The 26,064-nt window shown below is 61.2% G+C and carries 21 protein-coding genes; 9 read left to right on the forward strand and 12 right to left on the reverse strand.

Going from position 1 to position 26,064, the window contains the following annotated elements:
* Positions 1 to 87: 87 nt before the first annotated feature.
* On the forward strand, positions 88 to 1,995 hold the full coding sequence (locus ABG996_RS01925; RefSeq protein WP_347478236.1) for an elongator complex protein 3: 1,908 nt from the start codon (positions 88 to 90) through the stop codon (positions 1,993 to 1,995).
* Entirely contained in the window at positions 1,996 to 2,874 is an 879-nt protein-coding gene (locus ABG996_RS01930; protein ID WP_347478237.1) for a spermidine synthase, read from the forward strand. It begins immediately after the preceding gene.
* Positions 2,875 to 2,900: 26 nt separating this feature from the next.
* Here ABG996_RS01930 and ABG996_RS01935 read toward each other — a convergent pair whose 3' ends face one another.
* The 9 genes from ABG996_RS01935 to ABG996_RS01975 form a co-directional block, all read right to left on the reverse strand.
* A complete protein-coding gene (locus ABG996_RS01935) occupies positions 2,901 to 5,342 on the reverse strand; it encodes a DEAD/DEAH box helicase (RefSeq protein ID WP_347478238.1) in 2,442 nt (813 codons plus the stop codon).
* Positions 5,343 to 5,458: 116 nt separating this feature from the next.
* Positions 5,459 to 6,763 (reverse strand): ATP-binding protein, encoded by a 1,305-nt coding sequence (locus ABG996_RS01940; RefSeq protein WP_347478239.1) that lies wholly within the window; start codon positions 6,761 to 6,763, stop codon positions 5,459 to 5,461.
* A complete protein-coding gene (locus ABG996_RS01945; RefSeq protein ID WP_347478240.1) occupies positions 6,756 to 8,516 on the reverse strand; it encodes a TerB N-terminal domain-containing protein in 1,761 nt (586 codons plus the stop codon). Before ABG996_RS01945 ends, ABG996_RS01940 begins: the two co-directional genes overlap by 8 nt.
* Before the next feature lie 87 nt (positions 8,517 to 8,603).
* Positions 8,604 to 9,320 (reverse strand): DUF554 domain-containing protein, encoded by a 717-nt coding sequence (locus tag ABG996_RS01950; RefSeq protein WP_055310532.1) that lies wholly within the window; start codon positions 9,318 to 9,320, stop codon positions 8,604 to 8,606.
* Between the two features lie 118 nt (positions 9,321 to 9,438).
* A complete protein-coding gene (locus ABG996_RS01955) occupies positions 9,439 to 10,869 on the reverse strand; it encodes a hypothetical protein (protein ID WP_347478243.1) in 1,431 nt (476 codons plus the stop codon).
* An 18-nt stretch (positions 10,870 to 10,887) separates the two neighbouring features.
* On the reverse strand, positions 10,888 to 11,169 hold the full coding sequence (locus ABG996_RS01960; RefSeq protein WP_347478244.1) for a hypothetical protein: 282 nt from the start codon (positions 11,167 to 11,169) through the stop codon (positions 10,888 to 10,890).
* Positions 11,153 to 11,752 (reverse strand): hypothetical protein, encoded by a 600-nt coding sequence (locus tag ABG996_RS01965; RefSeq protein WP_347478245.1) that lies wholly within the window; start codon positions 11,750 to 11,752, stop codon positions 11,153 to 11,155. The genes ABG996_RS01960 and ABG996_RS01965 overlap by 17 nt, the downstream gene beginning before the upstream one ends.
* Before the next feature lie 90 nt (positions 11,753 to 11,842).
* Positions 11,843 to 12,352: a hypothetical protein gene (locus tag ABG996_RS01970; RefSeq protein ID WP_117746254.1), complete on the reverse strand. Its 510-nt coding sequence runs from the start codon at positions 12,350 to 12,352 to the stop codon at positions 11,843 to 11,845.
* On the reverse strand, positions 12,349 to 12,645 hold the full coding sequence (locus ABG996_RS01975) for a hypothetical protein (RefSeq protein ID WP_347478246.1): 297 nt from the start codon (positions 12,643 to 12,645) through the stop codon (positions 12,349 to 12,351). Before ABG996_RS01975 ends, ABG996_RS01970 begins: the two co-directional genes overlap by 4 nt.
* A 346-nt stretch (positions 12,646 to 12,991) precedes the next feature.
* Here ABG996_RS01975 and ABG996_RS01980 point away from each other — a divergent pair, with 346 nt between their 5' ends.
* From ABG996_RS01980 to ABG996_RS01990, 3 genes are read left to right on the forward strand one after another with little or no spacing between them, the layout of a single operon-like run.
* Positions 12,992 to 14,593 (forward strand): FAD-binding oxidoreductase, encoded by a 1,602-nt coding sequence (locus ABG996_RS01980; protein WP_347478247.1) that lies wholly within the window; start codon positions 12,992 to 12,994, stop codon positions 14,591 to 14,593.
* A 2-nt stretch (positions 14,594 to 14,595) separates the two neighbouring features.
* On the forward strand, positions 14,596 to 15,411 hold the full coding sequence (locus ABG996_RS01985) for an electron transfer flavoprotein subunit beta/FixA family protein (protein ID WP_347478248.1): 816 nt from the start codon (positions 14,596 to 14,598) through the stop codon (positions 15,409 to 15,411).
* A complete protein-coding gene (locus tag ABG996_RS01990; protein ID WP_347478249.1) occupies positions 15,412 to 16,617 on the forward strand; it encodes an FAD-binding protein in 1,206 nt (401 codons plus the stop codon).
* On the opposite strand, the gene ABG996_RS01995 is transcribed toward ABG996_RS01990, so the two are convergent.
* The gene (locus ABG996_RS01995; protein ID WP_347478250.1) at positions 16,614 to 17,426 is read right to left on the reverse strand and encodes an HD domain-containing protein; all 813 of its coding nucleotides are present in this window, start codon (positions 17,424 to 17,426) and stop codon (positions 16,614 to 16,616) included. The two genes, ABG996_RS01990 and ABG996_RS01995, sit on opposite strands and share 4 nt — an antisense overlap.
* 162 nt (positions 17,427 to 17,588) lie before the next feature.
* Between ABG996_RS01995 and ABG996_RS02000 the strand changes: the two genes are divergently transcribed.
* The 4 genes from ABG996_RS02000 to ABG996_RS02015 all read left to right on the forward strand — a co-directional run bounded on the left by ABG996_RS02000 (position 17,589) and on the right by ABG996_RS02015 (position 21,063).
* A complete protein-coding gene (locus ABG996_RS02000; RefSeq protein WP_347478273.1) occupies positions 17,589 to 18,245 on the forward strand; it encodes an AzlC family ABC transporter permease in 657 nt (218 codons plus the stop codon).
* Positions 18,235 to 18,558: an AzlD domain-containing protein gene (locus ABG996_RS02005; RefSeq protein WP_006234452.1), complete on the forward strand. Its 324-nt coding sequence runs from the start codon at positions 18,235 to 18,237 to the stop codon at positions 18,556 to 18,558. Before ABG996_RS02000 ends, ABG996_RS02005 begins: the two co-directional genes overlap by 11 nt.
* A 150-nt stretch (positions 18,559 to 18,708) precedes the next feature.
* A complete protein-coding gene (locus ABG996_RS02010; RefSeq protein ID WP_195521014.1) occupies positions 18,709 to 19,731 on the forward strand; it encodes a 2-keto-3-deoxygluconate permease in 1,023 nt (340 codons plus the stop codon).
* Between the two features lie 189 nt (positions 19,732 to 19,920).
* Positions 19,921 to 21,063: a GGDEF domain-containing protein gene (locus ABG996_RS02015; RefSeq protein WP_347478251.1), complete on the forward strand. Its 1,143-nt coding sequence runs from the start codon at positions 19,921 to 19,923 to the stop codon at positions 21,061 to 21,063.
* Positions 21,064 to 21,173: 110 nt separating this feature from the next.
* Here the strand turns inward: ABG996_RS02015 and ABG996_RS02020 are convergent, their stop codons facing one another.
* Complete coding sequence (locus ABG996_RS02020; protein ID WP_347478252.1) at positions 21,174 to 22,109, reverse strand: DMT family transporter; 936 nt, start codon at positions 22,107 to 22,109, stop codon at positions 21,174 to 21,176.
* A 99-nt stretch (positions 22,110 to 22,208) separates the two neighbouring features.
* The gene (locus ABG996_RS02025; protein ID WP_347478253.1) at positions 22,209 to 25,955 is read right to left on the reverse strand and encodes a phosphoribosylformylglycinamidine synthase; all 3,747 of its coding nucleotides are present in this window, start codon (positions 25,953 to 25,955) and stop codon (positions 22,209 to 22,211) included.
* Positions 25,956 to 26,064: the final 109 nt, after the last annotated feature.

Below are 26,064 nucleotides of genomic sequence, written 5' to 3' on the forward strand. Positions count from 1 at the left end.
CGAAGACTTATATACCATAGCTGCGCTGTTTGATGAAGGCGCCGAAGCCGAGATCGGCTCCGGCGCCTTTGCCTTTACAATGGGGGTATGGAACAGATTATCTTGAACATACTCGAGGCTCTGCGTCGCGGCGAGACCGTGGATGACAAAGCGCTCGTCAAACTGATACATGCCGAGGCGCGCCGTGAGGGTGCCGACAAACGCGATTTGGCCAAGCGCCGTCTGCTGCCGTTCTACCAGCGGGTTAAACGTGAGGAGCCGGCTCGTTGGGCTGGGTGGAATGTCGATGCCGAGCTGGAACGTCAACTGCTGCAGGTGCTGCGTATGAAGCCTCGTCGCACGGCTTCGGGCGTGGCAACCATTACCGTCATCACCAAGCCGTGGCCGTGCTCGGGCGATTGCCTGTTTTGCCCCAACGACCTGCGCATGCCCAAAAGCTACCTGCACGCCGAGCCGGCGTGTGCCCGTGCAGAGCAAAACTGCTTCGATCCATATCTGCAGGTGAGCGCCCGTTTGACCGCGCTTTCGCAGATGGGTCATGCGACCGATAAGATCGAGCTCATTGTGCTTGGCGGTACCTGGAGCGACTATCCGCAAGGGTATCAGATGTGGTTTATGTCGGAGCTCTTCCGCGCGCTCAATGACGATGCCGTGGCCGGCGTGGCGGCCAACCCCATGTTGGCGCGTCCGGGTATCAGCCGTGCCGAGGCGGGGCGCCTGCTCGACGATGCTCCTGCCAATGCGCTGCCGCCGGTGGTGGCGGAGCGACGCGAACGCTATCGCGCTGCCGGTATTGCGACCGATGAGGTTGAGCTTGCGAGCGGCGTTGCCGACGAGCAGGAGCGTGTGGATGCTGCCGTGGGCGGCTATAACCGCGCGGTGCGTCGTCTGTACGGCCCCGGCACGCCGTGGGGCGAGGTCGCCGAGTGGCAGACGGCCACGATGGAGGAGCTTGAGCGCCAACAGCGCATCAACGAGACGGCGAAGCATCGCGTGGTGGGGCTCGTTATCGAGACGCGTCCCGATGCCGTGACGCCACAGGCCCTCACGCTCATCCGCCGCCTGGGTTGCACCAAGATCCAGATGGGTATTCAGAGCCTCGACCAGCATTTGCTCGATATCAACGAGCGTCGCATTTCGGTGGCGCAGATCGAGCGGGCGTTTTCGCTTGCGCGCCTGTTTGGCTTTAAGATTCACGCGCATTTTATGCTCAACTTGCTGGGCGCCACGCCCGAAGGGGACAAGCGCGACTACGAGCGCTTTATGACCGAGGGGGCCTTTATGCCCGACGAGGTCAAGGTCTACCCGTGTGCGCTCATCGAGGGCTCGCGTCTGGTGGGCTGCTATGAGCGCGGCGAGTGGCGTCCCTATACCGAGGAAGAGCTGCTCGATGTGTTAGCCGACGACATCGTGGTGACGCCGGCGTTCTGTCGTATCAGTCGCATGATCCGCGACTTTAGTTCCGACGACATTATGGTGGGCAACAAGAAGCCCAACCTGCGTCAGCTCGTCGAGAATCGCTTGGCGGCTCGTGGAGAAGGCGCAGTGGTGCGCGAGATTCGCTATCGCGAGATCAGTACCGCGGGTGCCGACTTGGATGAGCTTTCTCTTGATGAGGAAGTGGCGTACGAGACGCCGGTGACTTACGAGCGCTTTTTGCAGTGGGTGACGCCGCGGGGCAAGATCGCGGGCTTTTTGCGGTTGTCACTGCCCGACCATTCGTTTGTTGCCGCGCATGCGGACGAGTTGCCGACGACGCCGGACGAGGCGATGATTCGCGAGGTACACGTGTATGGCATGGCGGCACGCGTGGGCGACCAGGGCCAGGCGGCGCAGCATCACGGGTTGGGGCGTTTGCTCGTAGGGCGTGCGTGCGAGATTGCCCGGGATGCGGGTTATGCGCGTATCAACGTGATTAGCGCGATTGGCACACGCGAGTACTATCGCCATCTTGGATTTTATGACCATGGCCTTTATCTGCAAAAGGAGCTCTAGATGAACAAGCCGAGTGTTTCTGCCGGCGTCGTTGCCGGCGTTGCTCTGGGAGCCGCGGCGCTTGGTGCGGCCGCTGTCGCTGTTCGTGCTGCCTGTCTGCAGGTTGCGCGAACCCGCAATGGGTTGGCGCGTGTGAAGCGCGTGCACGACGAGGGCGGCGACGAAGTCCGTGTATTGGTGCAAGGTGGCGTCTACCAAAGCGCGAGTTACGTTGGCGATCGTTGGGCGGAGCCGGTCTTTGCGTACTATCGTGCATTTGACGATGTGTTTGAGGCCGAGGATGCGATGCGCGACGCTTATGGCCACGGCATCGACCGCATGCTTATGCTGGGCGGCGGCGGGTTTGCCTATTCTAAGTTCGCTCTGATGTCGCACGAGGACTTGCGCATGGACGTCATCGAGTATGACGGAGAGATTACGCGCCTGGCGCGCCGTTGGTTCTATCTGGACGAGCTGGAGCGCACGGTGGGCGACCGCTTGCGGGTGATTACTGCTGAGGCTCGCTCGTATCTGGGTGTGACGAGTGTGGGCCATCGCCGCTACGACGTGGTCGTGAGCGATTGCTTTGGCGGTGCCGAGCCCGTACGCGAGCTGGCGACGGTTGAAGCGTTGCGTTTGGTGCGGGGCAGCCTAAATGTCGGTGGCGTCTACGTTGCCAATATCGTGAGCGCAAGCGAGGGGAGCGATGTGACGTTCCTGCGCGATTGCGCTGCCACGGCACTCGAGGTATTCGCCCACGCCTGGGTGGTCCCATGTGGCGATGCGAAGTTCGGCGGCGAGGAGAACTACCTGCTCATCGCCAGCGACGGCGACTACGCCTTTGCCGAAGCCGTGCCCTTCGACGCCGACTTCCTCGGCACCGTCCTTCACGACAAGTAAGTCTCCCCGTCCCAAAAAGACTGGTCTTAGGCGTGGTCGCGCCAGCTGCGGACACGCTGCTTCATGCCATCGATGTCGAGCACGCCTTCGGCGAAACCCTTGCGCACGAGCTCTTCGGGAACAAACTCGTCGTACCGATCAAAGTAAGGCACCTCGCCAGGATAGACGAGGTCGATGGGGCCGAAGTCCTTCTCGGCCTCGGCGGCGAGCACCTCAAAGAACGTCTCCTCGTCGGCCTTCATCTTAAACTGCATAAAGTACGGGCGCGACGGATCGAGCCCGCGAAGGCCAAGCTCCGCGGCGCATTTAATCTTGAGCATACGTTCGAGCGCCAGAAACGCATAGCTGCCCAACCAGGGGAAGAGCACCCAGGTGTCGCCACCCAGGTTAATGAGCGGTTTGGTTCCCGCGCCCGAAATCTCGGCGGTATGACGAGCCTGTGCAAGGCGTGCCCGTGCGTTGCCCATGAGATACGGATATGCCGCGTGCTCGTTGAGCGCCTCGCGCATGCGCTCGAGTACGTGTGTATTGATGTCGCCGGGGCAGTCGCCAAAGTAGGCCGGCACACGACCCTTGACCTGCGTGGCAAAGACGGTGTGGCGCTTCCAGTCCACTTCCTCGACAATCCAGCAGTGTCCGGCGATGGCGATGCGCTCACCGGGCGGTGGCGGGTTGACGATCGTGCCCAATTCGGCCGACTCGCTACGAACGGTGAACTCCTCGTTTTCCTGGAATACGGCGTAGAACTTAAAGTTGTTAATGATGCGCTCGCCCGCGAGACCCACGATGAGTCCGCCGCCCTCGGTGACCTGGATATGGTCGATCTTAATGAGGTGACGCAGCAATACGCGATAGTCATCGGCCGAGATGCGATGGAAATAGCTGAGTGTGAGCACGCGCTGGGCAAGCTCTGCCGGCGTGAGCTCGCCGGTGCTGGCAAGTGTCGACATAGTCTGGTGGTAGAGCAGACTGTAAGGGAGTCGATCGAGCTCGGGCGGCTCGACCCACTTTTCCTCGCGATAGAGTTGTACGAGCGCGATGCCCTGCAGGAGCTTCCACGGAATGGTCTCGGGCATCATCGTGCGCGGCTCGGGCTCTTCCTCGCGCATGACAAACCACATCTCGGGCGGAAGATCGCGGCGTCCCGTGCGGCCCATTCGCTGCAAAAAGGAGCTGACGGTAAACGGCGCGTCGATCTGGAAGGCACGCTCCAAGCGGCCGATATCGATACCGAGCTCCAGCGTAGAGGTGGTGACGGTTGTTTGTGCCTGCTCCTCATCGCGCATGAGTTCCTCGGCCGTCTCGCGCAACGATGCCGAAAGATTGCCGTGATGAATGAGGAAACGGTCGGGCTCGTGCCGGTTCTCGCAGTAGCTACGCAGCATGGAGCACACGGCCTCTGCCTCCTCGCGCGAGTTGGCAAAGACCAGGCACTTGCGGCCGCGCGTATGCTCAAAGATATAGCCCATACCGGGGTCGGCGTTGTCGGGCGCCGTGTCGGTGGGGTTGAGAAGCGCCTGCTCGGTCGCTCGTGGGATGTCGACTTCGCCCTCGGGGGCCGAGGAAGTGCGACGGTCTTTGGGAGCGGCTTTGCCTCGTGCCCGCTCACGACGTTGACGGCGCTCCTCTTGTGTGAGCTGTCCGCTGTGACGCATGTCTTGGGCGCCGGCGGGCAGTGCCGCGGATGCCGCCTCGATGCGCTCGCACGCAAGCACTTCGGCCTCTTGAGGACCCGTGCTCTCGAATCCCCGCTGCTGTGCCTGGGGACCCGAGTTGTAGAAGTGCTCCATGGAGATGCGCCATACGCGGCGCGGTTCTTCAAAGCGGGGGATAACACAGTTGCGCCCCGTTCCCTGTGAGAGAAAGGCACCCGTGCGCTCGGGGTCGCCGATGGTGGCCGAAAGGCCAATGCGGCGGGGCTGCACGCCTGCCATGCGCGAGAGGCGCTCGATAAGACAGAGCGTCTGCCCGCCGCGGTCGCCGCGCATGAGCGAATGAACCTCGTCGATGACGACGTAGCGCAGGTCGCAAAACATGCGCGGGATCGCCATGTGCTTATGGATCAGGAGCGCCTCGAGCGATTCGGGCGTAATCTGAAGGATACCACTCGGCTTTTTGATGAGTTTGGCCTTGTGTGATTGCGAGACATCGCCATGCCAGTGCCAGACGGGGATATCGGCTTCTTCGCACAGGTCGTTGAGGCGGACGAATTGGTCGTTGATGAGCGCCTTGAGGGGGCCAATGTAGAGGGCGCCCACGCTTGCGGGTGGGTTCTCCCAAAACTCGGTCAGGATGGGAAAGAAGGCTGCCTCGGTTTTGCCGGAAGCCGTGGATGCCGTCAGGAGCACATTGTCCTGCGAGTTAAAGATGGCATCTGCCGCCGCAACCTGGATGGAGCGCAGGCTCTCCCAATCGTGGGAGTAGATGAAGTCTTGGATAAACGGGGCGTAGCGGTCAAAGGCGTTCACGAGGCCTCCTTTCAAAAGCGAATCTCTCAACGCGGCGGGCAGTGGCTTGCTGCATTACCGCTTCAACGTTTGCCCAGATAAAACCTGCCAAAATAAACCTATCCCTTTTTGGCAGGTTAGATGGTGAATTCGGCGAAGTTACGGTCGCCGCCTGCGGTGCCGGTGTCGCCTGTTGCTGCTGCCGGCGCCAGCGCGTCGCCGCCGACGCTTTGCAGCAGCTCGGCTACGTTGGCGTCGGGGTTCTGGCATAGGATGTCGAGCAGCTCGATAAAGTCGCGAATGACTTCACGCGGCGTCAGATGTGTGTCGGCTCCCACACGACCGAACTCGATCTTGAGGAAGTCCACCAAGTCGTTCTCGGTCAGCGTGGGCGTCCAGCCAAAGTAGCCGGCGTGAATTTGCATGAGTTTTTCGATCAGCACCAGCAGCTCCTCGTAGGTGAGTGGCTGCAGACGGATGATGGGCGCGAGCATGTCCTTAAGGTCCTCGCGTGCAAAGCGGCCTTGAGCGAGTCGGCTGCGCAGGGCCTCGTAGGAGAACACGCCGCGGCGGCGGTCTTCGATGGAGGTTGGCGTGCCGCCCATGATCATGCCCAGGTACTGCGCCTTGCCCTGGAGCGTGTCGTTGTACATGGTCAGGATCTTCTCGTAGTTGTACTGGCGCGTGATGGCGTTGGGAATCTTATACAGATTCACGAGCTCGTCGATGAGCACCAACATACCCTTGTAGCCGCCGCAGACCAAAAAACGCGCGATGAGCTTAACGTAGTCGTACCAGTCGTCATCGCTGATGATGGTCGAGGAGCCCAGCTCGGCGCGAGCCTCGCTCTTGGTACGGTATTCGCCGCGGATCCATTTGGTCACGCGGCTCATGGCTTCCTCGTCGCCCTCGGATACGGCCGTGCGATAGCGGCGAAGCATGCGGGTGAAGTCGAAGCCGTGGACCATCTCCTCGAGCGGGGCCAGTTGGGCATTAACGACGGACTCATCGGCATCGGCACACGAGGTGACCCAACGATCCAGGATAAGGTTGAGCGCGCCGCCCTCGGGGCGCGTCTTGGTCGATATATTGCGGATGAGCTCGCGGTAGGTGGCAAGGCCCTGCCCCTGCCCGCCCTGCAGACGGCGCTCGGGGGACAAGTCTGCATCGGCGACGACGAATCCCTCGCCCATGGCATGCGTTCGGATGGTCTGGAGCAAAAAGCTCTTGCCGGCGCCGTAGCGACCGACCAGGAAGCGGAAGCTCGCCCCACCGTCGGCGATGAGACTCAGATCGGTGAGCAGGGCGCGGATCTCGACCTCGCGCCCTACGGTAATGTAGGGAAGGCCGATGCGCGGGACCACGCCGCCCTTGAGCGAGTTAAGAATGACGGCGGCGACGCGTTTGGGTACACGGGGCGCTGCGGATGCGGTATCACTCATGGTCTAGGTATCCTCTCACGTCTGCTTTGTAGTCCTCGATAATCTGCGGCCCTGCCGCGCTAAATTCAATTACGGTGTCACCCACCAGGTCAAAGAGCGCCTCGTTGATGCTATCGACGAGCATGTCCTCGCTCTGTCCCGAGTGCGCCACTGCCGATGTCGCTTGCGCTGCGTTTTGCTCGAGCAGTGCGCGAAGGAAGGCATCTGCGGCGGGCGCGAGTTCGTTTGTGGCGTCAGCGGGCGCAGCAGCTGCGAACACGGGCGTCGGCGCGAGAAGCGGTGCCACGACACCAAACTGTTCGGTGGATATGGTCGGCTCGTCGGTCAAGTCCTGCCGAATGGGTGCCACGACCGGTTCGACAATCGCGTCGGTTACGGGCTCGGCGTCCGGTTGCCCTGAGTCCGCTGCCTCGGCTTCTGCGGACGCGCCGTCCTCGCGTTCCTCGTCGATCAAAAGCGCTTCGCGCGTTTGCGCAGCGGCGCTCCGAATGTGCCCCAGCTGACTCAGATCGATATCGATCTTGACGGGCTGGTGTGCGGCGTCCCACGAAAGCCATGCCACAATCTCGTCATCGATAATCTTGGCCAGATATTTGGGGACCTTTTCTTCCTTAAGGGGATGGGCGGGGTCCAGCGCCAGGCGCAGGCGTTGGTCGCAGGCGCGCATCATTTCACCGAGCTTGCTGCTCTTTTGCCTACTACCGTGGATACGCATGCATTCCCAAAAGCCGTTTTGGCAACGGTAGATATGGATAGGATCCAGGCGGTATTCGCAGTCCTCGTGGCGCTCGGGCGCAAAGAATACGGCCGAGGCAAACATGGTGTAGGGCATGGCCGTCTCCTCCCCAAACAAGCTCGCTACGATGCCGGTCTTTCGGTGCGTGTCATAGTAGCGCGCCATGCGGACATACACGGCGCATGCCACGTGGCGCAGATCGCGGTGGTGGCTGCGGTCGAGCCGCGAGTTACTTAGGTTGTACGTAGAGAGGGCGTTGATGGCGGCCATGAGTCGCTCCTCGCGCACCTCATCGGGCGGAAGGGGGAGCGTGGGCTCGGAGGTTTTGCGACGCTTGGGGGTCTGGCCGGACGGTGCCGGTGCCGGTACAAGGTCTCGTGCCGCGCGTCGCAGCTCGATAAGGGCGTTATCGAACATGACGGTTTTAGAGTCGCGAAGCAGCTTGGGGTCGAGCCCATGGAATACGGCGTAATCCTGCAACCACACGCGTGCAAACCGATCGATGCCGGGCTCGAAGGCGCGATAGGCATCCCAAAAGGCCTTGATCATGTTAAAACCATCGAGTGGGTCATCTACGCCAATGCCGCAGATCAGCTCATAGAGATACAGAAAGGCAAAGGACGTAGACGTTTCCTCGACAGTTCCGCGCCGCACTTGGGCGCGCCAGGTAAAATAGCCGCGCAGCTGCCGATCGCTCATGGCGTTGTAGGTGGGAAAGTACGACTTAAAGGTGCCGTTGTACGGGCAGTCGTCCTCAAAGTCGGCCATCAGCAGGCCTTGGCGGTAGAAAAGCTCGGCTTCCGAAAGCCAACGGCCCGCGCCGCCCTTGGGGTCTTCTTGCCAACGCGATATCTCACGCATCTTGCGGTACTGGTCGGGGAGGAAGTTCTGCATCTGTCGGCCGGTCTTGAGAATCGGCTCGTCTGCGTAGACTTCATGTGAGAAGCGGGCAGACTGATGGGTCCGGGCCTCGGCCATAATGCGCTCGATGAGCATCTTGATGTCCTGGTCGGCCACCGCTTCTCCTCTCGAACGCAGCTACGGTGACCTCATATCATAGCACAGCATCAAACAGATGTTCGAGATACCGCTGTGTTGATAGATTTAGAACAGGAGGGCGTAGATGACGGCGATGACGACGGAGGGAAGCATATTGGCCGTGCGGAAGGTCTGAGGACGGATGAGGTTGACGCCGACGCAGAAGATGAGCATGGAGCCTACGAGCGAAAGGCTGTTGAGGGCCGCTGTGGTCATGATGGGTGAGAGCGCGCCGGCAAACAACGTGATCGTCCCCTGGAACACGGCGACGGGCAGGGCCGAGAAGATGCAGCCGCGTCCGAGCGACGCCGTCATGGTGCAGACGATGACGCAGTCCAGCGCTCCCTTGAGGGCGAGCGTGGACCAGTCGCCGAGCAGGCCGTCTTGGATTGATCCCACGATAGCCATGGCACCGATGCAGACGGTCAGCGATGTCGAGACAAAAGCGTTGGTGAACTCGTTATCGCCCTCACTGCCAGTCTTGCGCTTGAGCCATTCGCCAAGGTTCTCGATGGCGGCTTCCAAGTTGACGGCCTCGCCGATGAGCGAACCGAGCGCAAATGAGACGATGAGCATGGTGGTACCGGTGGTCGCTAGCGCCTTTCCATCGATGATGAGCATCTTTTGCATGGTGCCGCCCAGGCCGATAAACAGGACGCACAGCCCCGATGCTTTCATGAGCGTGTCTTGGATGCGCGGTGTAATGAAGCGACCGCCCGCTAATCCCAAAAGACCGCCCGCAATCAAAAGCACAACGTTGATGATTGTTCCCAAGCCCGGCATGAGCCCTCCCGTATTGATGCCAACGTGGCAATCGTAGCAGAGTGGAATGCGAGGTACATCGCGACCCATCTAATACGTTATATAAGTGGCATTAGCAACGACGCGCAGCATTTAAGCCTCAGGTGGTTGTCGGGACATAGGGATAGTATTCAAAGCGCAGTGTCATAAGCCGCTGTGGGGATTCAATAGCCGCGGCAATGATATTGGCATCGCGGGCACGATCAAACCCTTCGAGTTCGATCTGATACGAGACGTCTTGCATAATGTCCAGACGTCGCCAGGCTAGGAGTGTGTCACCATCGAATTCTAAGGTCTTGCCTCCATCTGGAGCAACGGCGTATAGACGCAGCTTGGCGGTGGTTGCGGGGTCGACAACCGTGACCTTTTTAATTTCGTTTCGAGTATTCTTGGCGCCCAACAAGGTGAGCAGTGTTGGGGCCACGACCTCGCCCGATGGCAAAAAGACGACTTCGATGGATTCGGGAAATGCGATGATAGCCGACTTGCGGACGGGCTGATTGGCGGCGGCAACTTCGATGTTCGCAGCGTCGATGACCTCTGTGTGGTCGAGCGCGGCAAGCACGCAGCAGTTACCTTCATCGATCTCTTGAGGATCAGCAAGCCCCAGACTGTCCGCGAGTTCGGGATCGTTTGGATCGGTAGCGGGTTCATTCGGTGCTTCGAGAGAAGCTGGGACGTTGTTTGTCGGCGATGGCGTGTCGCCCGCACCTGCTTCTTTGTCCGCGCTCTCTTCTTGTATGGTTGCGTTGATGGGTTCGTCGTTTGAGGGGAGCGTCTTGGCGTCAAGCGCGGAGGGGAGAATTCCGATGGCTCCGGATCCGCTCCACTCCATTTCGAGAAGCGCCGGGTCGGCAAGAATGCGTTGCCTGCTTTGCGCGTGGGCATCGATTTCAATAGGGCCTGCCTCTATCCCTCGTGTAAGGCTGAGTGATCCGGCTGGCTTCTCGAAATGAGCGTCTGTGTCTTTGGTGCTGACGGCGTAGAACAGCAGGGACGCTTCTCCCGCCGCGATGGCATCGGTGTCGGCTTTGGTCAGCTGCAACGATGCCGTGAATGAGAGGGTGGGCTGCGTGTCGTCTGCATTCGCGGCGGCGCAGCCCAGACATATACCGCCTCCTTTCTCAAAAAACGTACCGTCGAAGGCGACCTTCGCTCCGTTCGCCGAGTCATCGATCGAAGCGATGTCGATGCGCAGCTCTAAATTGCATGGATCGCCATCTGCATCGAGCACAACCGAGCGCCACGTGCAGACGGCGTACCCCGCCTGGGAGCCGTTTGCCTTGTTCGAACGATTGATATCCACGACTATCGAACCGTCCGTATTACGACGAAGGCATCCCGAGGTTGAGATTGCAGCCTGTGCGATCGAAAAACGCTTGCACGCAATGGCGCTCGACGGATTTGATGCGGAGCTTAGGGCTGCTGGTAAGGAGTCTGCCATGACGGGAGTCGCCCAAGCGGCGACAGGCGTTCCGGTTGCGAGCGCGCCGCAGAGTGCGACGACGGGCAAAAGGTTCTTCGATGCCATGGGGTCTCCTTAGCTAATTTAGTGCGGCCTGTCCGTGTTTTGTTTCTGGCTGCGTTTGATGTGCAGGCCGAGGCCGGCGGTTCCCGCGCCTGCTGCTGTGGCGCCTGCTGCCAAGAGCCATCGTCCATCGCCTGTCTGCGCCAACGGTTCCTCGCGGTCGCCGCGGTCGAGCCCCGAGAGGTCGACCGTCACTTGCGTGGCGGCCTGCGCCTGTTCTTGCTGGGCAAAGGCCATGGCTGGGCCAAACGCTAGGATGCTGACGGCGGCGGCCAGGGCGACGGCCTTATGCCGTGTGCGCACCGGGCTCGACCGTCCAGGTGATCGTTGCAACCTGATCGCCTTCGCCGGTTACGTGGAAGATATCGCGCGTGACGCGGGCGACGTTTCCGCTTGTCTTGAGCTTAATTTTGTCCGTGCCGCCGGCAATGCCCTGGTAGCCCATGTCGAAGGCTGCATTCTTGGAAAGATCGAGGCCTGTCCCCTGCGTTGCGGCACTGGCGTTCTGGAGTGCGCCGTCGGGGCCGACCTTAAAGTCGATGGAGTTCTGCGCGGTTCCGGCCTTGGCGTCGGCGGCAATGGTCCAGGTGTTCATGGCGTCGATTTTCATGTTGGTGACATGGATGCCGTAGGCCGAAAGATTGTCGATGGTGATCGCGTCTTCTGAGGGACCCTGAAGCGTGCCGTCGGCTTGGGCGACGAAGGGAATAACCGTCGGTGCGTTGAACTTGATGTTGTCGATCTCGGTCCTGACCATTACTTTCGTGGTTCCAACGCGCCCGGCCGCCATAGCTGGCGTCGGGGCGGCGCCCATTGCGAGCGCGAGCGCGAGCCCCGCGCCCACGACGAGCGCTCTGGCTCCGTTCATGTTCCTGGTGATGTCCATGGTCGTTCCTTTCTATTCGCCGCGGGCCGTCCCCGAGATGATTGGACGAATGCTGGTGAATTGCGTGCGGTGCCGCGTCGGCCGGAAAAGCTAGTTCTCGGCTTGCTCAACCCGCACCTTGACACGTGTCGGATTGCCGTGGCTGTCGAGGGTCTTGGCATCGAGTGCCTGGATCTCGATGTACGCCTCGCCTTCTTTGATGTCGCCGGCGGGGCACGTCTCGATTGTCTTGCCGGTCTCGACCACACCGGATTCGTACATGGTCTCGTCGTTTTGGATGACGCGGAATCGCTGGGGAAATTTATTGTCTTGGACGTTTTGCACGTTGACGCGCAGCTTGCCGTCCTCCTGCAGCTGAGCGACCGGTGCGACCGAAATCGTCATCATGTTGTCGCGGACGATGGCGTCGAGCTCATCTTGGATTTCCTGACGCGTTTTGCCCTCGGCCGTCGTAACCGAAGCGCCCGCCTCGGGTACGGGCTGCGACTGCCAAGCGTATAGTCCTACGGCGACAAGGGCACAGACGATGGCCAAGCAGGCAACGATGAGCTTCTTGCGACGACCCAGGCCTGCAAAGTGGGGTGGCTTCTTCGCGCTCATGCGGCATCCTTGGCGGTATAGATGCGCGCAAAGGTGGACGGGTTCGCTCCAAAGAGCATGTGAAGCATCAGGCGGCGTGAGTAGACAAGCTCGTCGAAGTCGGGAGGGAGCTCGATGTTGTGGATATGCGCGATGCGGTGGGCGAGCGCCGAGAACGACTCGGGGTCGCAGATCACATCGGTGGTAACGTGGTAGACCGTCGTATCGGGGAATGCCTCTTCGTCGAAAGGCAGGAGATGGGGATCGTCGTCGACTTCGATGGCGATGCCGTACTGGGGCCAGTAATATGCCATGGGAACCTCCCTGCTTCTGGGGCCAAAACTTCTGTCGGTTTTGGCTGTCGATGCCGACGGTATCAGCCACTACTTGACCAATTGCTGACCAAATGCTTGACGGATTGGCGTCTCCGCAGGTAAATGGTGGCAAAAAATACTCCAACTTTTTTTAAGCGACAATCGCGCGGTCGGCGACGGCGGGGCTATATGTGTCAAAAGCATCGTCTGCCGAGGAAATCCAGCCGCTCGCCGAATTGCACGAACGTAAAAATCGCCAATTATGGAGACGGTTTCGAACACGTCGACAAAACGATGAGGTAACATCTCCCTGCAAATACTGTAGTTAGCTAAAGGGGGAGTTCGCGTGTCTGCAACCATCAAACCCTTCACCGACGAGTTCGAAGAGTATGGCCGCGATGAATCTCGCGCATCGGGCGAGGCCTCGAGCATCTCGTTTCCGACAACGGAGGACGAGGTCCGCGCCATTTTGAAAAAGCTCCATGCCGAGCGTGTTCCGGTAACGGTTCAGGGCGCCCGAACCGGCCTTGCCGCCGGTGCCGTGCCCCACGGCGGGCATATCCTCAATACTTCCCGTATGAATCGCTACTTGGGCCTTCGCCGCGATGAACAAGGCCAATTTCTGCTGCGCGTGGAGCCGGGCGTTGTGCTTTCGGAACTGCGCAAGCAGCTGGGCAAGAAGGTGCTGCCGACCGCTGGTTGGGACCAGGCATCGCTCGAGGCCTACGAGGAGTTCCAAGAGGCCCCCGAGCAGTTTTTTCCCACCGATCCCACCGAGGCATCTGCCTGTCTGGGCGGCATGGCGGCATGTAACGCCTCCGGTGCCCGCAGCTACGCCTACGGCCCCATGCGCCCACATATCACGGGACTCCACGTCGCGCTGGCTGATGGCGATTTGCTTGAGCTTCAGCGCGGCGAGGCTTTTACCCAGGGTCGCCATCTGTCGCTCGTGACGGCAGAGGGCCGCGCGCTCGAGCTCGACCTTCCCGACTACACCATGCCCAAGACCAAAAATGCTTCGGGCTATTTCGTTGCTGACGATATGGATGCCATCGATCTGTTTATCGGTGCGTGTGGCACAATCGGCGTCATCACCGAGCTCGAGATTGTCCTGCAGGCGGCGCCTGCGGTCGTTTGGGGCGTGAGCTGCTTCTTTGACAGCGAAGACAAGGCCGTGTCCTTCACCGATTCTGTGCGTCCCGTCCTGTCCCATGCGGCTGCCATCGAATATTTCGATGCGGGCGCCCTGGATATCCTGCGTCGTCAGCGTGAACAGTCGACCGCGTTCGCCTCGCTGCCTGCGCTCGACAAAGAGGCCAAGGTCTGTGTCTACGTGGAGCTCGACTGCGACGACGAAGTTCAGGCGACTGAGGAGCTGTATCACTTGGGGTGGGTACTGGAGCTTGCGGGCGGCAGTGACGATGCGACATGGGTCGCGCGCACCGAGGTCGATCGCGAGTGTCAGCGATTCTTCCGCCATGCGGTCCCCGAGAGCGTCAACATGCTCATCGACGAGCGCCGCCGCACGGATCCCACCATCACCAAATTGGGCTCGGACATGTCGGTGCCCAACGCACGCTTGGGCGATGTCATCGCCCTTTATCGCCGCACGTTGGCCGAAAGTGGGCTTGAATCTGCCGCCTGGGGGCACATCGGTAACAACCATCTGCATGTGAACATTCTGCCGCGCGATGCGCAGGATTATCGCCGCGGCGGAGAACTCTTTGCCCAGTGGGCTTCCGAGGTCACGGTCATGGGCGGCGCCGTCTCCGCAGAACACGGCGTCGGCAAGATCAAGGCGGGCTTCTTGGAGACGATGTACGGTCACGAGGCCATGGTCGAGTCGGCGCGGCTCAAGCTCCAGCTCGATCCTGACGGGCAGCTGGGTCGCGGTAACCTGTTTTCGGAGAAGCTCTTGGATGAGCTCGTCCAGAAAGGGGGCGCGTGAAGATGAGCGATTTCCATATGGTGGTGTGCGTCAAGGCCGTGCCGGGCAGCACCGAGGTCAAGATGGACCCCAAGACCAATACCATCGTGCGCGATGGCAAGCAGGCGGTCATTAATCCCTTTGACGCGAGTGCTTTGGAATGCGCGCTGGCGCTGAAGGACGACTTTATCGGCTTTGGCATGGATGTGCGCGTGACGGTGGTGTCGATGGGCATCCCCGCGACCGAGTCACTGCTGCGCGACTGCATCGCCCGCGGTGCCGACGACGCGCTGCTGCTGACCGATCGCGCCTTTGCAGGTGCCGATACCCTGGCAACCACCTACGCCCTCAAGTGCGGCATCGAAGCGCTCGACGAGGACTTCGACCTGCTCATCTGCGGCAAGATGGCGGTGGATGGCGATACGGCCCAGATCGGTCCCGAGCTTGCCGGTGCCTTTGAGATTCCCTGCGTGACCGACGTGAGCTGCGTGCAGAGCGCGGGCTTTACGACGTGTGGCTCGCTGGCGCTCGTTCACGGATGCGATGCCGGCGAGGAGACGGTGTATCTTGAGATGCCGTGCGCGATGACGACTGCCAAGGAGATTGGCCAGTTGCGTATGCCAAGTATTGCCGGTATTCGTGCGGCGGAGGAGGCGGACGTGCGCGTGGTCAGTGCCGCCGACGTGAACGCCGACCCCGCGCGTTGCGGCCTTGCCGGGTCGCCGACACAGGTCGTGCGCTCGTTTGTGCCCGACCGTGACCAAACGTGCGAGACCGTTGAGGGGACGGCGTCCGAGCAGGCGGCAAAGCTTGCCAAGATTATCGAGGGGATGGCATAGATGAGCGGACTGATTATCGATAGCGAAGCCTGTATCGGCTGCGGTCGCTGCGTTCGCGCCTGTGCCTCGGGCGGCATCGTAGTGGAAGGCGAGCGACCCAGCCGATGCGCCCGCGTAACCGACGGCTGCATCCTATGCGGTGGGTGCGTCGACGCCTGCCCCGTCAACGCTATCTCGATCGAGCGTGACGAGGCCGCTGGTACGGTGGACCTTGATGCATATCGAGACATTTGGGTCTTCGTGCAGACTGACGAGCACGATGCCGTGGCTCCCGTGGCCTACGAGCTCATGGGCAAGGGGCGCGAGCTTGCCGATGCTCGCGGCTGCCGTCTGGTGGCACTGGTCGGCATAAGCCCCGAGGGCTCGCTTGGGGACCTGGAGCATCTGGTTTGCGCGGGCGCCGACGAAGTCCTGGCCTGTCGCGACGAGCGCCTGCGCCAAAACGATGCGGAGGTCTACGCCCGCTTGATCTGCGATTTGGTAGCCGAACGCAAACCCGAGGCCATCCTATATGGTGCGACCGCTTTTGGTCGCGAACTGGCACCCGGCGTTGCCGTGCGTTTGCAGACGGGTCTTACGGCCGACTGCACCGTGCTTTCGATGGATGCGGAGTCGGGCCTACTGCAGCAGACGCGCCCGGCGTTTGGCGGCAACTTGATGGCCACCATCATTTGCCCCAACCACCGTCCGCAGATGGCAACGGTTCGTCCCGGCATCTTTAAGGCTCACGACTTCGACTACGGCCGCTCCGGCACGATCACCCAGATATCACTTGCGGATGATGCTAAGGCTCGTGTCGAGATCTCGATTCCCGCCGAGGAGTGGGAACAGCAGGCTTCGATCGCCGATGCCGAGCGCCTGGTCGTTGTGGGTCGCGGCATTGGTTCCAAGAAAAATCTGCCGCTGATGCGAAGGCTCGCCGAGGCTCTGGGAGCCGAGCTTGGCTGCACGCGACCTGTCGTGGAGGCCGGCTGGTTGGAGTATCGCCACCAGATTGGCCAGACGGGCGTATCGGTTTCGCCCAAGCTTCTCGTGAGTATCGGTGTTTCGGGCGCCATCCAGCATCTTGCCGGCATCGGTGGGGCTGAGTGCATTATCGCCATCAACGAGGACCCGGATGCCCCCATTTTTGGTACTGCCCAGTACAAGGTTGTCGGCGATGCCGTCGAGGTCGTCGAGGAGCTGCTGGCTCAGCTTGAGCGCTAGGCGCGCGCCAGCCAGTCGCGCATCTCGTCCTTAAGGCGGCTCCAAGTTGCCTGCGTGGCGGGGTCGGTAAAGGGCCGCGTGATGCCAAAAGGCGCGTCGAGCAGGCGGTAGATATCGCCCTGCTCGCGCGCCAGCGCGCGGCTCGCTGGATAGACGAGCTCAAACATAAAGCAGATGAGCCCCACCAGGTAGTCCGCCGGCTCGTTGCGCTCGTCGCGCGCGACGCAGCGGTGCTCGTCAAAGGCGGCAAGTGTCGGCGACGAGAAACGACTGCCGAGAAACGTCTTCTCGTCCACCTTGAGGATGGTGTCGACGGTGCTGTCGGCGATGGTACGCATAATGTCGATCTTGTCGCCATCGCGCACGATATCGCAGAAGCACCGTGTACGCTCGTCGAGTTGTGCCGGCAGGCGAAAGTCGCTGTGATAGGCGATGCTCGCTCGGATGAGCTCGTCATGCGCACCGGTTTCGATAAAGTCACGGATGTTTGTCGTGGCGGGTGCATCGGCGGGATTCTCGCCAAAGAGGACCTCGATGCCCAGCGCCGCATGGCTCATGCTCTCGGCGTCCTTAAAGGTGTCCCAGCGTCGTAGCTGCTCAAAGCGGCCCATATCGTGTAGCAGGCCGCAAAGCCATGCCAGGTCAATATCTTCTGACGACCAGCCCTGCTCGCGCGCTACGGCATCGCATGCCTCGGCCACGTGGTATGTATGCTCGATTTTGAGTGCGATGCGTGGGTTGGTGGCGTCGTAGGCATCGGTGTAGCTTTTGAAGGCCGCGCGCGCCCGGTCTCGATTGATAGCTGTCATAATGACTTCCTAAAAAGTTGTGTCTTTCGATCCGGTGGCAATTGTAGGTGAACTCGGTTGCTGTCGGATGATGATTCTGCCGTGTCGCTACATGCGGCTCGGAGACCTTGTCAGGATGAGAAGCGTATGGTGCTCAAAATCGTTAGAACCGTCTGGCCGGTGATGCTTACCTATGTTGCAATAGGCGCGCCGTGCGGAATGATCATGGGGCAGACGGGAATGGAGCCCTGGATGGTCTTTGCCCTGAGCAGCACGTTTGTGACGGGCAGCGGCCAGTTTATGATCTGCAATCTTTGGCTGGCGGGCGTACCGGCACCTTCGATTATCGCGAGCGTTGCCGCCATCTCCTCGCGTTTTGCGCTTTACTCGGCATCGATCGCGCCGCATCTGACGGGTGCCTCGAAGCGTCAGACGCTGGCTGTTGCCGCGACACTTACCGAGGAGGCATATGGCATCTCGCTTGCCAAGTTGGTTGAAGGGGAGGATTGGGGCCCGCGCGAGTCCTTTGTGCTCAACGTGATCCTCATCGCAACATGGGGCGTTTCGTGTACGATGGGCGCCATCGTCGGCGCCGTTGTCGATGTTCCCACCGCCATTGCAGCCTTTGTCTGCACCTCGCTCTTTATCTGCCTGCTCTTTTCGCAGCGGCTGTCGCGCGGCAACGTTGTCGCGGCGGTTTCGGGCGCGGTGTCCGTCGCCGTATGCAAGTTCTTGGGCCTCACGAATATTGCCGTGCCGGCAAGCGTCGTGGCCGGCATTGCCATTGCGTTGGCGTGCGATGCTGTATTTGACGGAAGAGGTGCCCGCGATGCCCGTTAACGAGTTCTTGGTTCTGTGGCTGTCGTCGTGGGCTGCTATCGCGTTCTTTCGCATCGCGCCGGCGTTCGCCTTGCGCGGGCGGACCCTGTCGCCCCGCATTACCGAGGCCCTGGGCTATATCCCGCCCGCTGCCTTTGCCGCGCTGGTCGCCAACGACTTGGTGAGCCCCGGCGCGTTCGACGCGGGACTCTGGCCTGCCTTGGTTCCCTGGATTGCGGCCGTCGGCGTCGTGGTCGTGGCGGTCAAGACAAAATCGATGCTGTGGTGCTGCGTCTCGGGCATCGTACTCTATATCGTCTTGAGCCTTATATAGGGGTGGCGTCGCGGGCGCCGAATCTCGTTCCATCCCAACTTGTCGAATTTTTCACCGAGCTGGTCTATTTCTTCTGGTACCATGGTCAAACTTTACTGTAGCAAAGCATGACGTGGGCTTTTGTTCCGCGTCAGCGGAAATGGGGGTTTCATGGCACAGGAAGCGACTGCCAACGAGCAAAAGAAATTCAAGGTTCCGCGCATCCCGGGCGACATCATGATCTATCCGATGATCGTCGGTCTTTTGCTCAACACCTTCTGCCCGCAGGTTTTTGAGATCGGCGGCTTCTTTACGGCTGCCTGCCGCGGTGGCTCCAATACCATCGTCGCCGCGATCCTGCTGTTCGTGGGCGCCGGCATCAGCTTTAAGTCCACGCCGGGCGCCATCAAGACCGGTATCGTCGTGCTGATTCCCAAGCTGGTCGTCGCAGCGGCTCTCGGCCTAGGCGTGGCATATTTCTTTAACGACAACTTCCTGGGTCTGAGCTCCGTGTCTATCATCGGCGGCATTACGTTTTGCAACATGGCGCTCTATACGGGCATCATGGGCGAGTTCGGCGATGAGTCTGAGCAGGGCGCCGTCGGTATCCTATTCTTTACGGCCGGCCCCGCCGTCACGATGATCATCCTTGGTGTTTCGGGTCTTGCCAACATCCCTGTCGGTACTATCATCGGCTCCATTTTGCCGCTCGTTATCGGCATGGTTCTGGGCAACCTGTTCCCGTTTATCAAGAACCTGCTGGTTCCCGGCGCCAATCCCGCGATCGCTGTAATTGGTTTTCAGCTCGGTGCGTCCATGAGCCTTTCGAGCTTCATCGCCGGTGGTATTTCCGGCATCTTGCTGGGCCTTGTCACGCTGTTTGTCGTCGGTCCCATCACCTTTGCGTTCGAGCGCCTGTGCGGTGGTAACGGCAAGGCTGCCGTGGCTTGTTCCACCATCGCCGGCACGGCTATGACCACGCCGGTTGCTCTCGCCGAGGTCGCGCCGCGCTACGCCGAGCTTGCGCCCACCGCGTACGCCCAGATCGCCACTGCCGTTATCATCACGGCAATCATGGCTCCGATTCTGACCGGCTGGGTCGACAAGAAGTTCTGCCAGGGCAAGGAGGACCTGTCGCCTGCCGGTGTCGAGGCCATCGAGGAGGCCGTCGCGACCGACATCGATGGCGAGTAACGGCCGTTACCGATAATTGATTCCGGCGTGCAATTCGCGCCGTCCGAGCGCCCGAACAGAAACTGTTTTGCAGTGATGTTCGGGCGCTTTGCTATGATTCCCTTTACCCCTGCGGAGTAAAGGGGTGTTTATTGCCCTGATTCGAATTGGGCGATTCTGACCATTCGGATATTGAAGGGATGGCGTCTAGTGGTTAAGGCACTCAAGATTGAGATATTCCTGCTATGCATGATTGTTCTTATCGGGCTTGCCGCGCGAAGTCGTCGCTCCTTGTTCTCGAGCACCCTGCAGCTATTGTTTAGCATGCTTGGCTACACCTCTGCCGCGTACATATTATTCGATATGATCTGGACGCTTTCGGATGGTGCGGACGGCACGTTGGGTATTGCTGCCAACTGGATTTCCAACGCGGTTTCGTTTTCGCTCTTTGCCATCGCGTGTCTCATTTGGTTTATCTATTCCGAGACGATGCAGGGCTCTCGCCTTGTGACCTCGCGCTATAGGGTGGTGCTTGTAACGTTGCCTACGGCTCTGGTGGTCGTGCTGGCTTTTACCAGTTACTGGACGCACGCCTTGTTCTATATCGATTCGCAGGGCGTGTATCGTCGCGGCTTTGCCTATATGATCCAGCCCATTGTCAGCTACTGTTACGTTATACATACGTCCCTGCATGCGTTTGTGCAATCTCGCAGGGTCGAGAGCCTACAGACGAAGGCTATCTATCGAACCTTGGCATTTTTCGCCATTCCGGCCCTGGTGGGCGGTACCTTTCAGGTCGTATGCTCGGTGCCCGGCCTTTGTGTCGGCATAATGATTAGCATGTTGCTGCTCTATATCATCTGCCAGGAGCAGCTCATCTCGACCGACCCGTTGACTGGACTCAACAACCGCAACCGTTTTGAGACCTATATGCTGTCGCTCTTTTCAAATGTGGATCAGGCCGAAGATGTGTATCTGCTCATGATGGACGCCGACGGCTTTAAGCACATTAACGATCGCTATGGACATGTGGAGGGCGACCATGCTCTTCAGGTTATATCCGCTGCGCTCAAAGAGGTCTGCTCGGCGTCTGGTGGCTTTATCGCACGCTACGGTGGCGATGAGTTCGTGGTGCTCCAAAAGGCAGTGGCGGAACAGGATATCATGCATCTGTGCGCGACAATCAACGACGAGCTCGCGCATGCCGAGGTGCCGTATGCATTGCGGATGTCCATCGGTTACGCGCGGGTCGGCGATAGTGTTGATACCTGGCAAGACTTACTTCGCGCTGCCGATGCGGAGCTCTACCGCGTCAAGGCCGAGAAAAAGAAAGCCGGCGTTCAGATACGCTAGGAAAAGGGGCACACGACCGCATGGATGGTCGTGCGCCCCTATTGCGTTGGCGGGATTAGTAGCGGCTGTCGAAGATACGCCTCGGTTTTTTCTTGGAACGAGGCAGTTCGCTAGGCTTTTTTGGGTTTGTTGACGATGATGATGCCGCCGCAGACCAACAACAGGGCAACGATGACGGTAACGGGGCTCGTGCCCGCGCCTTCGCCGAGCAGCAGCGCGCTCAGCAGCACACCAAAGACGGGGTTCATAAACCCAAAGACCGAGACGCGGCTGACGGGGTTGACGGCAAGCAGGCGCGACCACAGCGAGTAGGCGACCGCGGAGATAAGCGCCATGTAGATGATGAGCGCGATGGCGGGGGCAATCGCCGTGGGGGAGAGCGCGCCACCCATCAAAAAGCCGATGGCGGTGAGGACAAGGCCGCCGACCAAGAACTGCCACCCGGCAAGCAAGACGCCGTCGTCCTCGCGCGAGAAGATGCCAATCAGGCAGGTCGAAAGGGCACCCGCGACGGTGGAGGCTAGGATAAAGCCCTCGCCATCGAGCCTGAAGCCAAAGGTGCCATCCGCGCCCGAAAGGTTGACGAGCGCGACGCCGGCAAAGCCCAGTGCACAGCCAAGCACCTTGGCCGTATTGAGCTTCTCGGTGCGAAACGCCAGGGCGGCAAAGAGGATGGCTAGGAAGTTGGCGCTGGCCTCGATGATGGAGCTCGACATGGCGCTGGCGCGCGAGAGGCCCAGATAGAAAAAGAAGTACTGACCGATGGTCTGAAAGAGCGACAAGATAAAGATGGGTTTGATGTCGCGCGCTTGCGGTATGAGGGGGCGGCGTTGGGCCGCGCTCATCCCAACGATAACCAGGGCGCCGGCAAGCGTAAAGCGTAGACCTGCAAAGAGCAGCTGCGAAGCGCTATCGTGCGCTGGGATACCAAAGAGTGCGTAGCCGATCTTGATGCAGGGGAAAGCCGACCCCCAGAGCGCACAGCAAACAAGACAGCCCAGGATAAGTCCGGGCAGGGTGGCGAGATACGGCTTGCGGCTTTCCATGATGTCCTTCCTGTATGCGCGAAGCAAAAAAGAACCCGCCACCGGGTGTGCCGGTGGCGGGTGTTGTTACCCGAGGGGATTGTACCCGATGGGAAAGGTTTAGGCGAAGTAGGCTACGCCGCTCTCGAAGATCGGCATGAACTTATCGCCGGGGACATGCTCGGGCACGTTGCGGTACAGGTTGTCGCCGCGACGCTCGGCATGGCCCATCTTGCCCAGGACACGGCCGTCGGGGCTCGTGATACCCTCGATGGCGAGTGCGGAGCCGTTGGGGTTGACGGAAAGATCCATGCTGGGCTTGCCGTCCTCGCCCACGTACTGCGTGGCGACCTGGCCGTTGGCGATAAGCTGGGCGAGTACCTCGTCGTTGGCGACAAAGCGGCCCTCGCCGTGGCTGATGGCGACGGTGTAGGGGTCGTCCAGGCTACACTGCGACAGCCACGGGGACAGGTTGGACGAGATGCGGGTGCGAACCAGACGGCTCTGATGGCGACCGATAGTGTTGAACGTCAGCGTGGGCGCATCGGGCGTGGCGTCGACGATGTCACCGTAGGGCACCAGGCCGAGCTTGATCAGGGCCTGGAAGCCGTTGCAGATGCCCAGCATCAGGCCATCGCGGGCCTTGAGCAGGTCGCGGACTGCCTCGGTGACTTCGGGAGCGCGGAAGAACGCCGTGATGAACTTGGCGGAGCCGTCGGGCTCGTCGCCGCCCGAGAAGCCGCCGGGGATCATGACAATCTGGCTTGCACGGATGCGGCGGGCAAGCTCGTGGGTGCTCTCGGCGACGGCCTCGGGCGTGAGGTTGTTGATCACGAAGGTGTCGGCCTCGGCGCCGGCGGCGCGGAAGGCACGGGCGCTATCGTACTCGCAGTTGTTGCCGGGGAACACGGGGATAACCACGCGCGGGCGGGCGATCTTGGCGCCGCCGTACACGTGGATGTCCTTGGCGCGGAAGTCGATGGTCTCGACCTCGGGGGTCTCGTCGGCGCTGCGGTAGGCAAAGACGCCCTCGATGCCGCTCTCCCAGGCCTCCTGAAGCTCGGAGAGCTCGATGACTTCGGAGCCGGTGTCGATGACATAGCCCTCGACGGTGGTGCCCAGGGGCTCGACGACAACGCCGTCGGCGACCTCGGGCAGCTCGGCATCCTCGGCGAGCTCGACGATAAAGCTGCCGTAGAGCGGGGTGAAGAGGCTCTCCACGTCTACATCCTCGGCAAGCTCGATACCGATCTGGTTACCGACGCACATCTTAAAGAGGCTCTCGGCGCCGCAGCCGTAGCCGGGCGTGGAGATGGCCAGGGCGTTGCCGTTGGCGGTGAGCGCCTCGACGGCGTCAAACGCGGCGAGCAGCTGCTGGGCGTCGGGACGGTAGTCCTCGCCATAGGTAGCGGGGGCGATGCGGACGACGCGGTGCGTGAGGCCCTTGAACTCGGGCGAGACGGCGCGGGCGGCCTTGCCCACGGCGACGGCGAAGCTGATCAGAGTCGGCGGAACGTTGAGCTCGCCGGCCTCGTCCTCAAACGAGCCGCTCATGGAGTCCTTGCCGCCGATGGCGCCGGCACCCAGGTCGACCTGGGCCATAAGGGCGCCCAGGACGGCTGCCGTGGGCTTGCCCCAACGCTCGGCCTCGGTGCGCAGACGCTCGAAGTACTCCTGGAAGGAGAGATAGGCGCGCTTGTGCTCAAAGCCGGCAGCCACGAGCTTGGCGATGGACTCGACCACGGACAGGTAGGCGCCCGCAAACTGGTCGGCTTCCATCAGATAGGGGTTAAAGCCCCATGCCATGGCGCTCGCCGTGGTGGTCTCGCCGTCCACGGGGAACTTGGCGACCATGGCCGAGCTCGGGGTGAGCTGCGTCTTGCCGCCAAAGGGCATGAGCACGGTTGCGGCACCGATGGTGGAGTCGAAGCGCTCGGAAAGGCCCTTGTTGGAAGCGACGTTGAGGTCGGTGACGAGCGAGGTCATGCGCTCGGCAAGCGTGGTGCCGGTCCAGCTGGGCTGCCACACGCTACGGACGCACACGTGGGCGACCTGGTGCTTGGGTGCGCCGTTGGAGTTGAGGAACTCGCGGGACAGGTCGACGATGGCGACGCCGTTCCAGGCCATACGCATGCGCGGCTCGGCGGTAACCTCGGCGATAACGGTCGCCTCGAGGTTCTCCTCGGCGGCGTAGCCCATGAACTCCTCGACGTCACCGTCGGCGACGGCACAGGCCATGCGCTCCTGGGACTCAGAGATAGCGAGCTCGGTGCCGTCCAGACCGTCGTACTTCTTGGTCACGGTATCAAGGTCGACATACAGGCCGTCGGCAAGCTCGCCCACGGCGACCGAGACGCCGCCGGCGCCAAAGTCGTTGCAGCGCTTGATCAGACGGCAGGCGTCGCCGCGGCGGAACAGGCGCTGCAGCTTGCGCTCGACAGGGGCGTTGCCCTTCTGGACCTCGGCACCCGAGGTCTCGATGGACTCGGTGTTCTGGGTCTTGGAGGAGCCGGTGGCGCCACCGATGCCATCGCGGCCGGTGCGGCCGCCCAGCAGGATGATCTTGTCGGTGGGGGCGGGGCACTCGCGACGAACGTGGTTTGCCGGGGTAGCGCCCACGACGGCGCCAACCTCCATGCGCTTGGCCACGTAACCGGGGTGATAGAGTTCGTTGACCTGACCGGTGGCAAGGCCGATCTGGTTGCCGTAGCTGGAGTAGCCGGCGGCGGCAGTGGTCACGAGCTTGCGCTGCGGCAGCTTGCCCTCGAGCGTCTCGGAAACCGGGACGGTGGGGTCACCGGCGCCGGTGACACGCATGGCCTGGTACACGTAGCTGCGGCCCGAGAGCGGGTCGCGGATGGCGCCGCCCACGCAGGTGGCGGCACCGCCGAAGGGCTCGATCTCGGTCGGGTGGTTGTGGGTCTCGTTCTTAAACAGGAACAGCCAGTCCTGGTCCTCGCCGTCGACATCGACCTTCACCTTGACGGTGCAGGCGTTGATCTCCTCGGACTCGTCGACATCGGTCATGACGCCGGTCTTCTTGAGGTACTTGGCGCCGATGGTGCCCATGTCCATGAGGCAGACGGGCTTGGCGTCGCGACCGAGCTCATGGCGCATCTCCATGTAGCGGTCGAAGGCCTGCTGCACCACGGCGTCGTCGATCGTCACGTCATCCAGGACGGTGCCGAAGGTGGTGTGACGGCAGTGGTCGGACCAATAGGTGTCGATCACGCGGATCTCGGTGATGGTGGGGTCGCGATCCTCATCGCGGAAGTACTGCTGGCAGAAGGCGATGTCCGCCTCGTCCATGGCAAGGCCGCGATCGGCGATAAAGGCGGCAAGGCCGGCCTCGTCGAGCTCGCGGAAACCGTCGAGCACCTCGACGGGCTGGGGCTCGGGGGTCTCCATGTACAGCGTCTCGGGCAGGTCGAGCGAGGCGATGCGCGCCTCGACGGGGTTCACCACGTAGTGCTTGATGGCATCGATGGCGGCCTCGTCCAGAGCGCCCGAGATCATATAGACCTTGGCGGAGCGCACGGCGGGGCGCTCGCCCTGGCTGATGAGCTGCACGCACTCGCTGGCGGAGTCGGCGCGCTGGTCAAACTGGCCAGGCAGGAATTCGACGGCAAAGACAGCGCCATCGCTTGCGGGGAGCTCGTCGTAGGTCACATCGACTTGGGGCTCGCTAAAGACGGTCGGCACGCAGGAGCGGAAAAGCTCCTCGTCGATGCCCTCGACGTCGTAGCGGTTGATGATCCTCAGGGCCTCGATGCCCTTGATGCCGAGAATTTCGGTCAGCTCGCCCTTGAGCTGCTGAGCCTCGACGTCGAACCCGGGTTTCTTCTCCACGTAGATACGAGAGACCATTGGTTCCTGCCTTCCTGATCGGTTGGGCGTACGGTACGGTATGCGGCAGCGGTCGGTTTGCGGGGTCTGCCCTGCGGTCGCCTTGAGCCACATGTTTGTAAACCTCACT

This window comes from Collinsella aerofaciens, assembly GCF_039836695.1.
Taxonomy (GTDB): domain Bacteria; phylum Actinomycetota; class Coriobacteriia; order Coriobacteriales; family Coriobacteriaceae; genus Collinsella; species Collinsella aerofaciens_BD.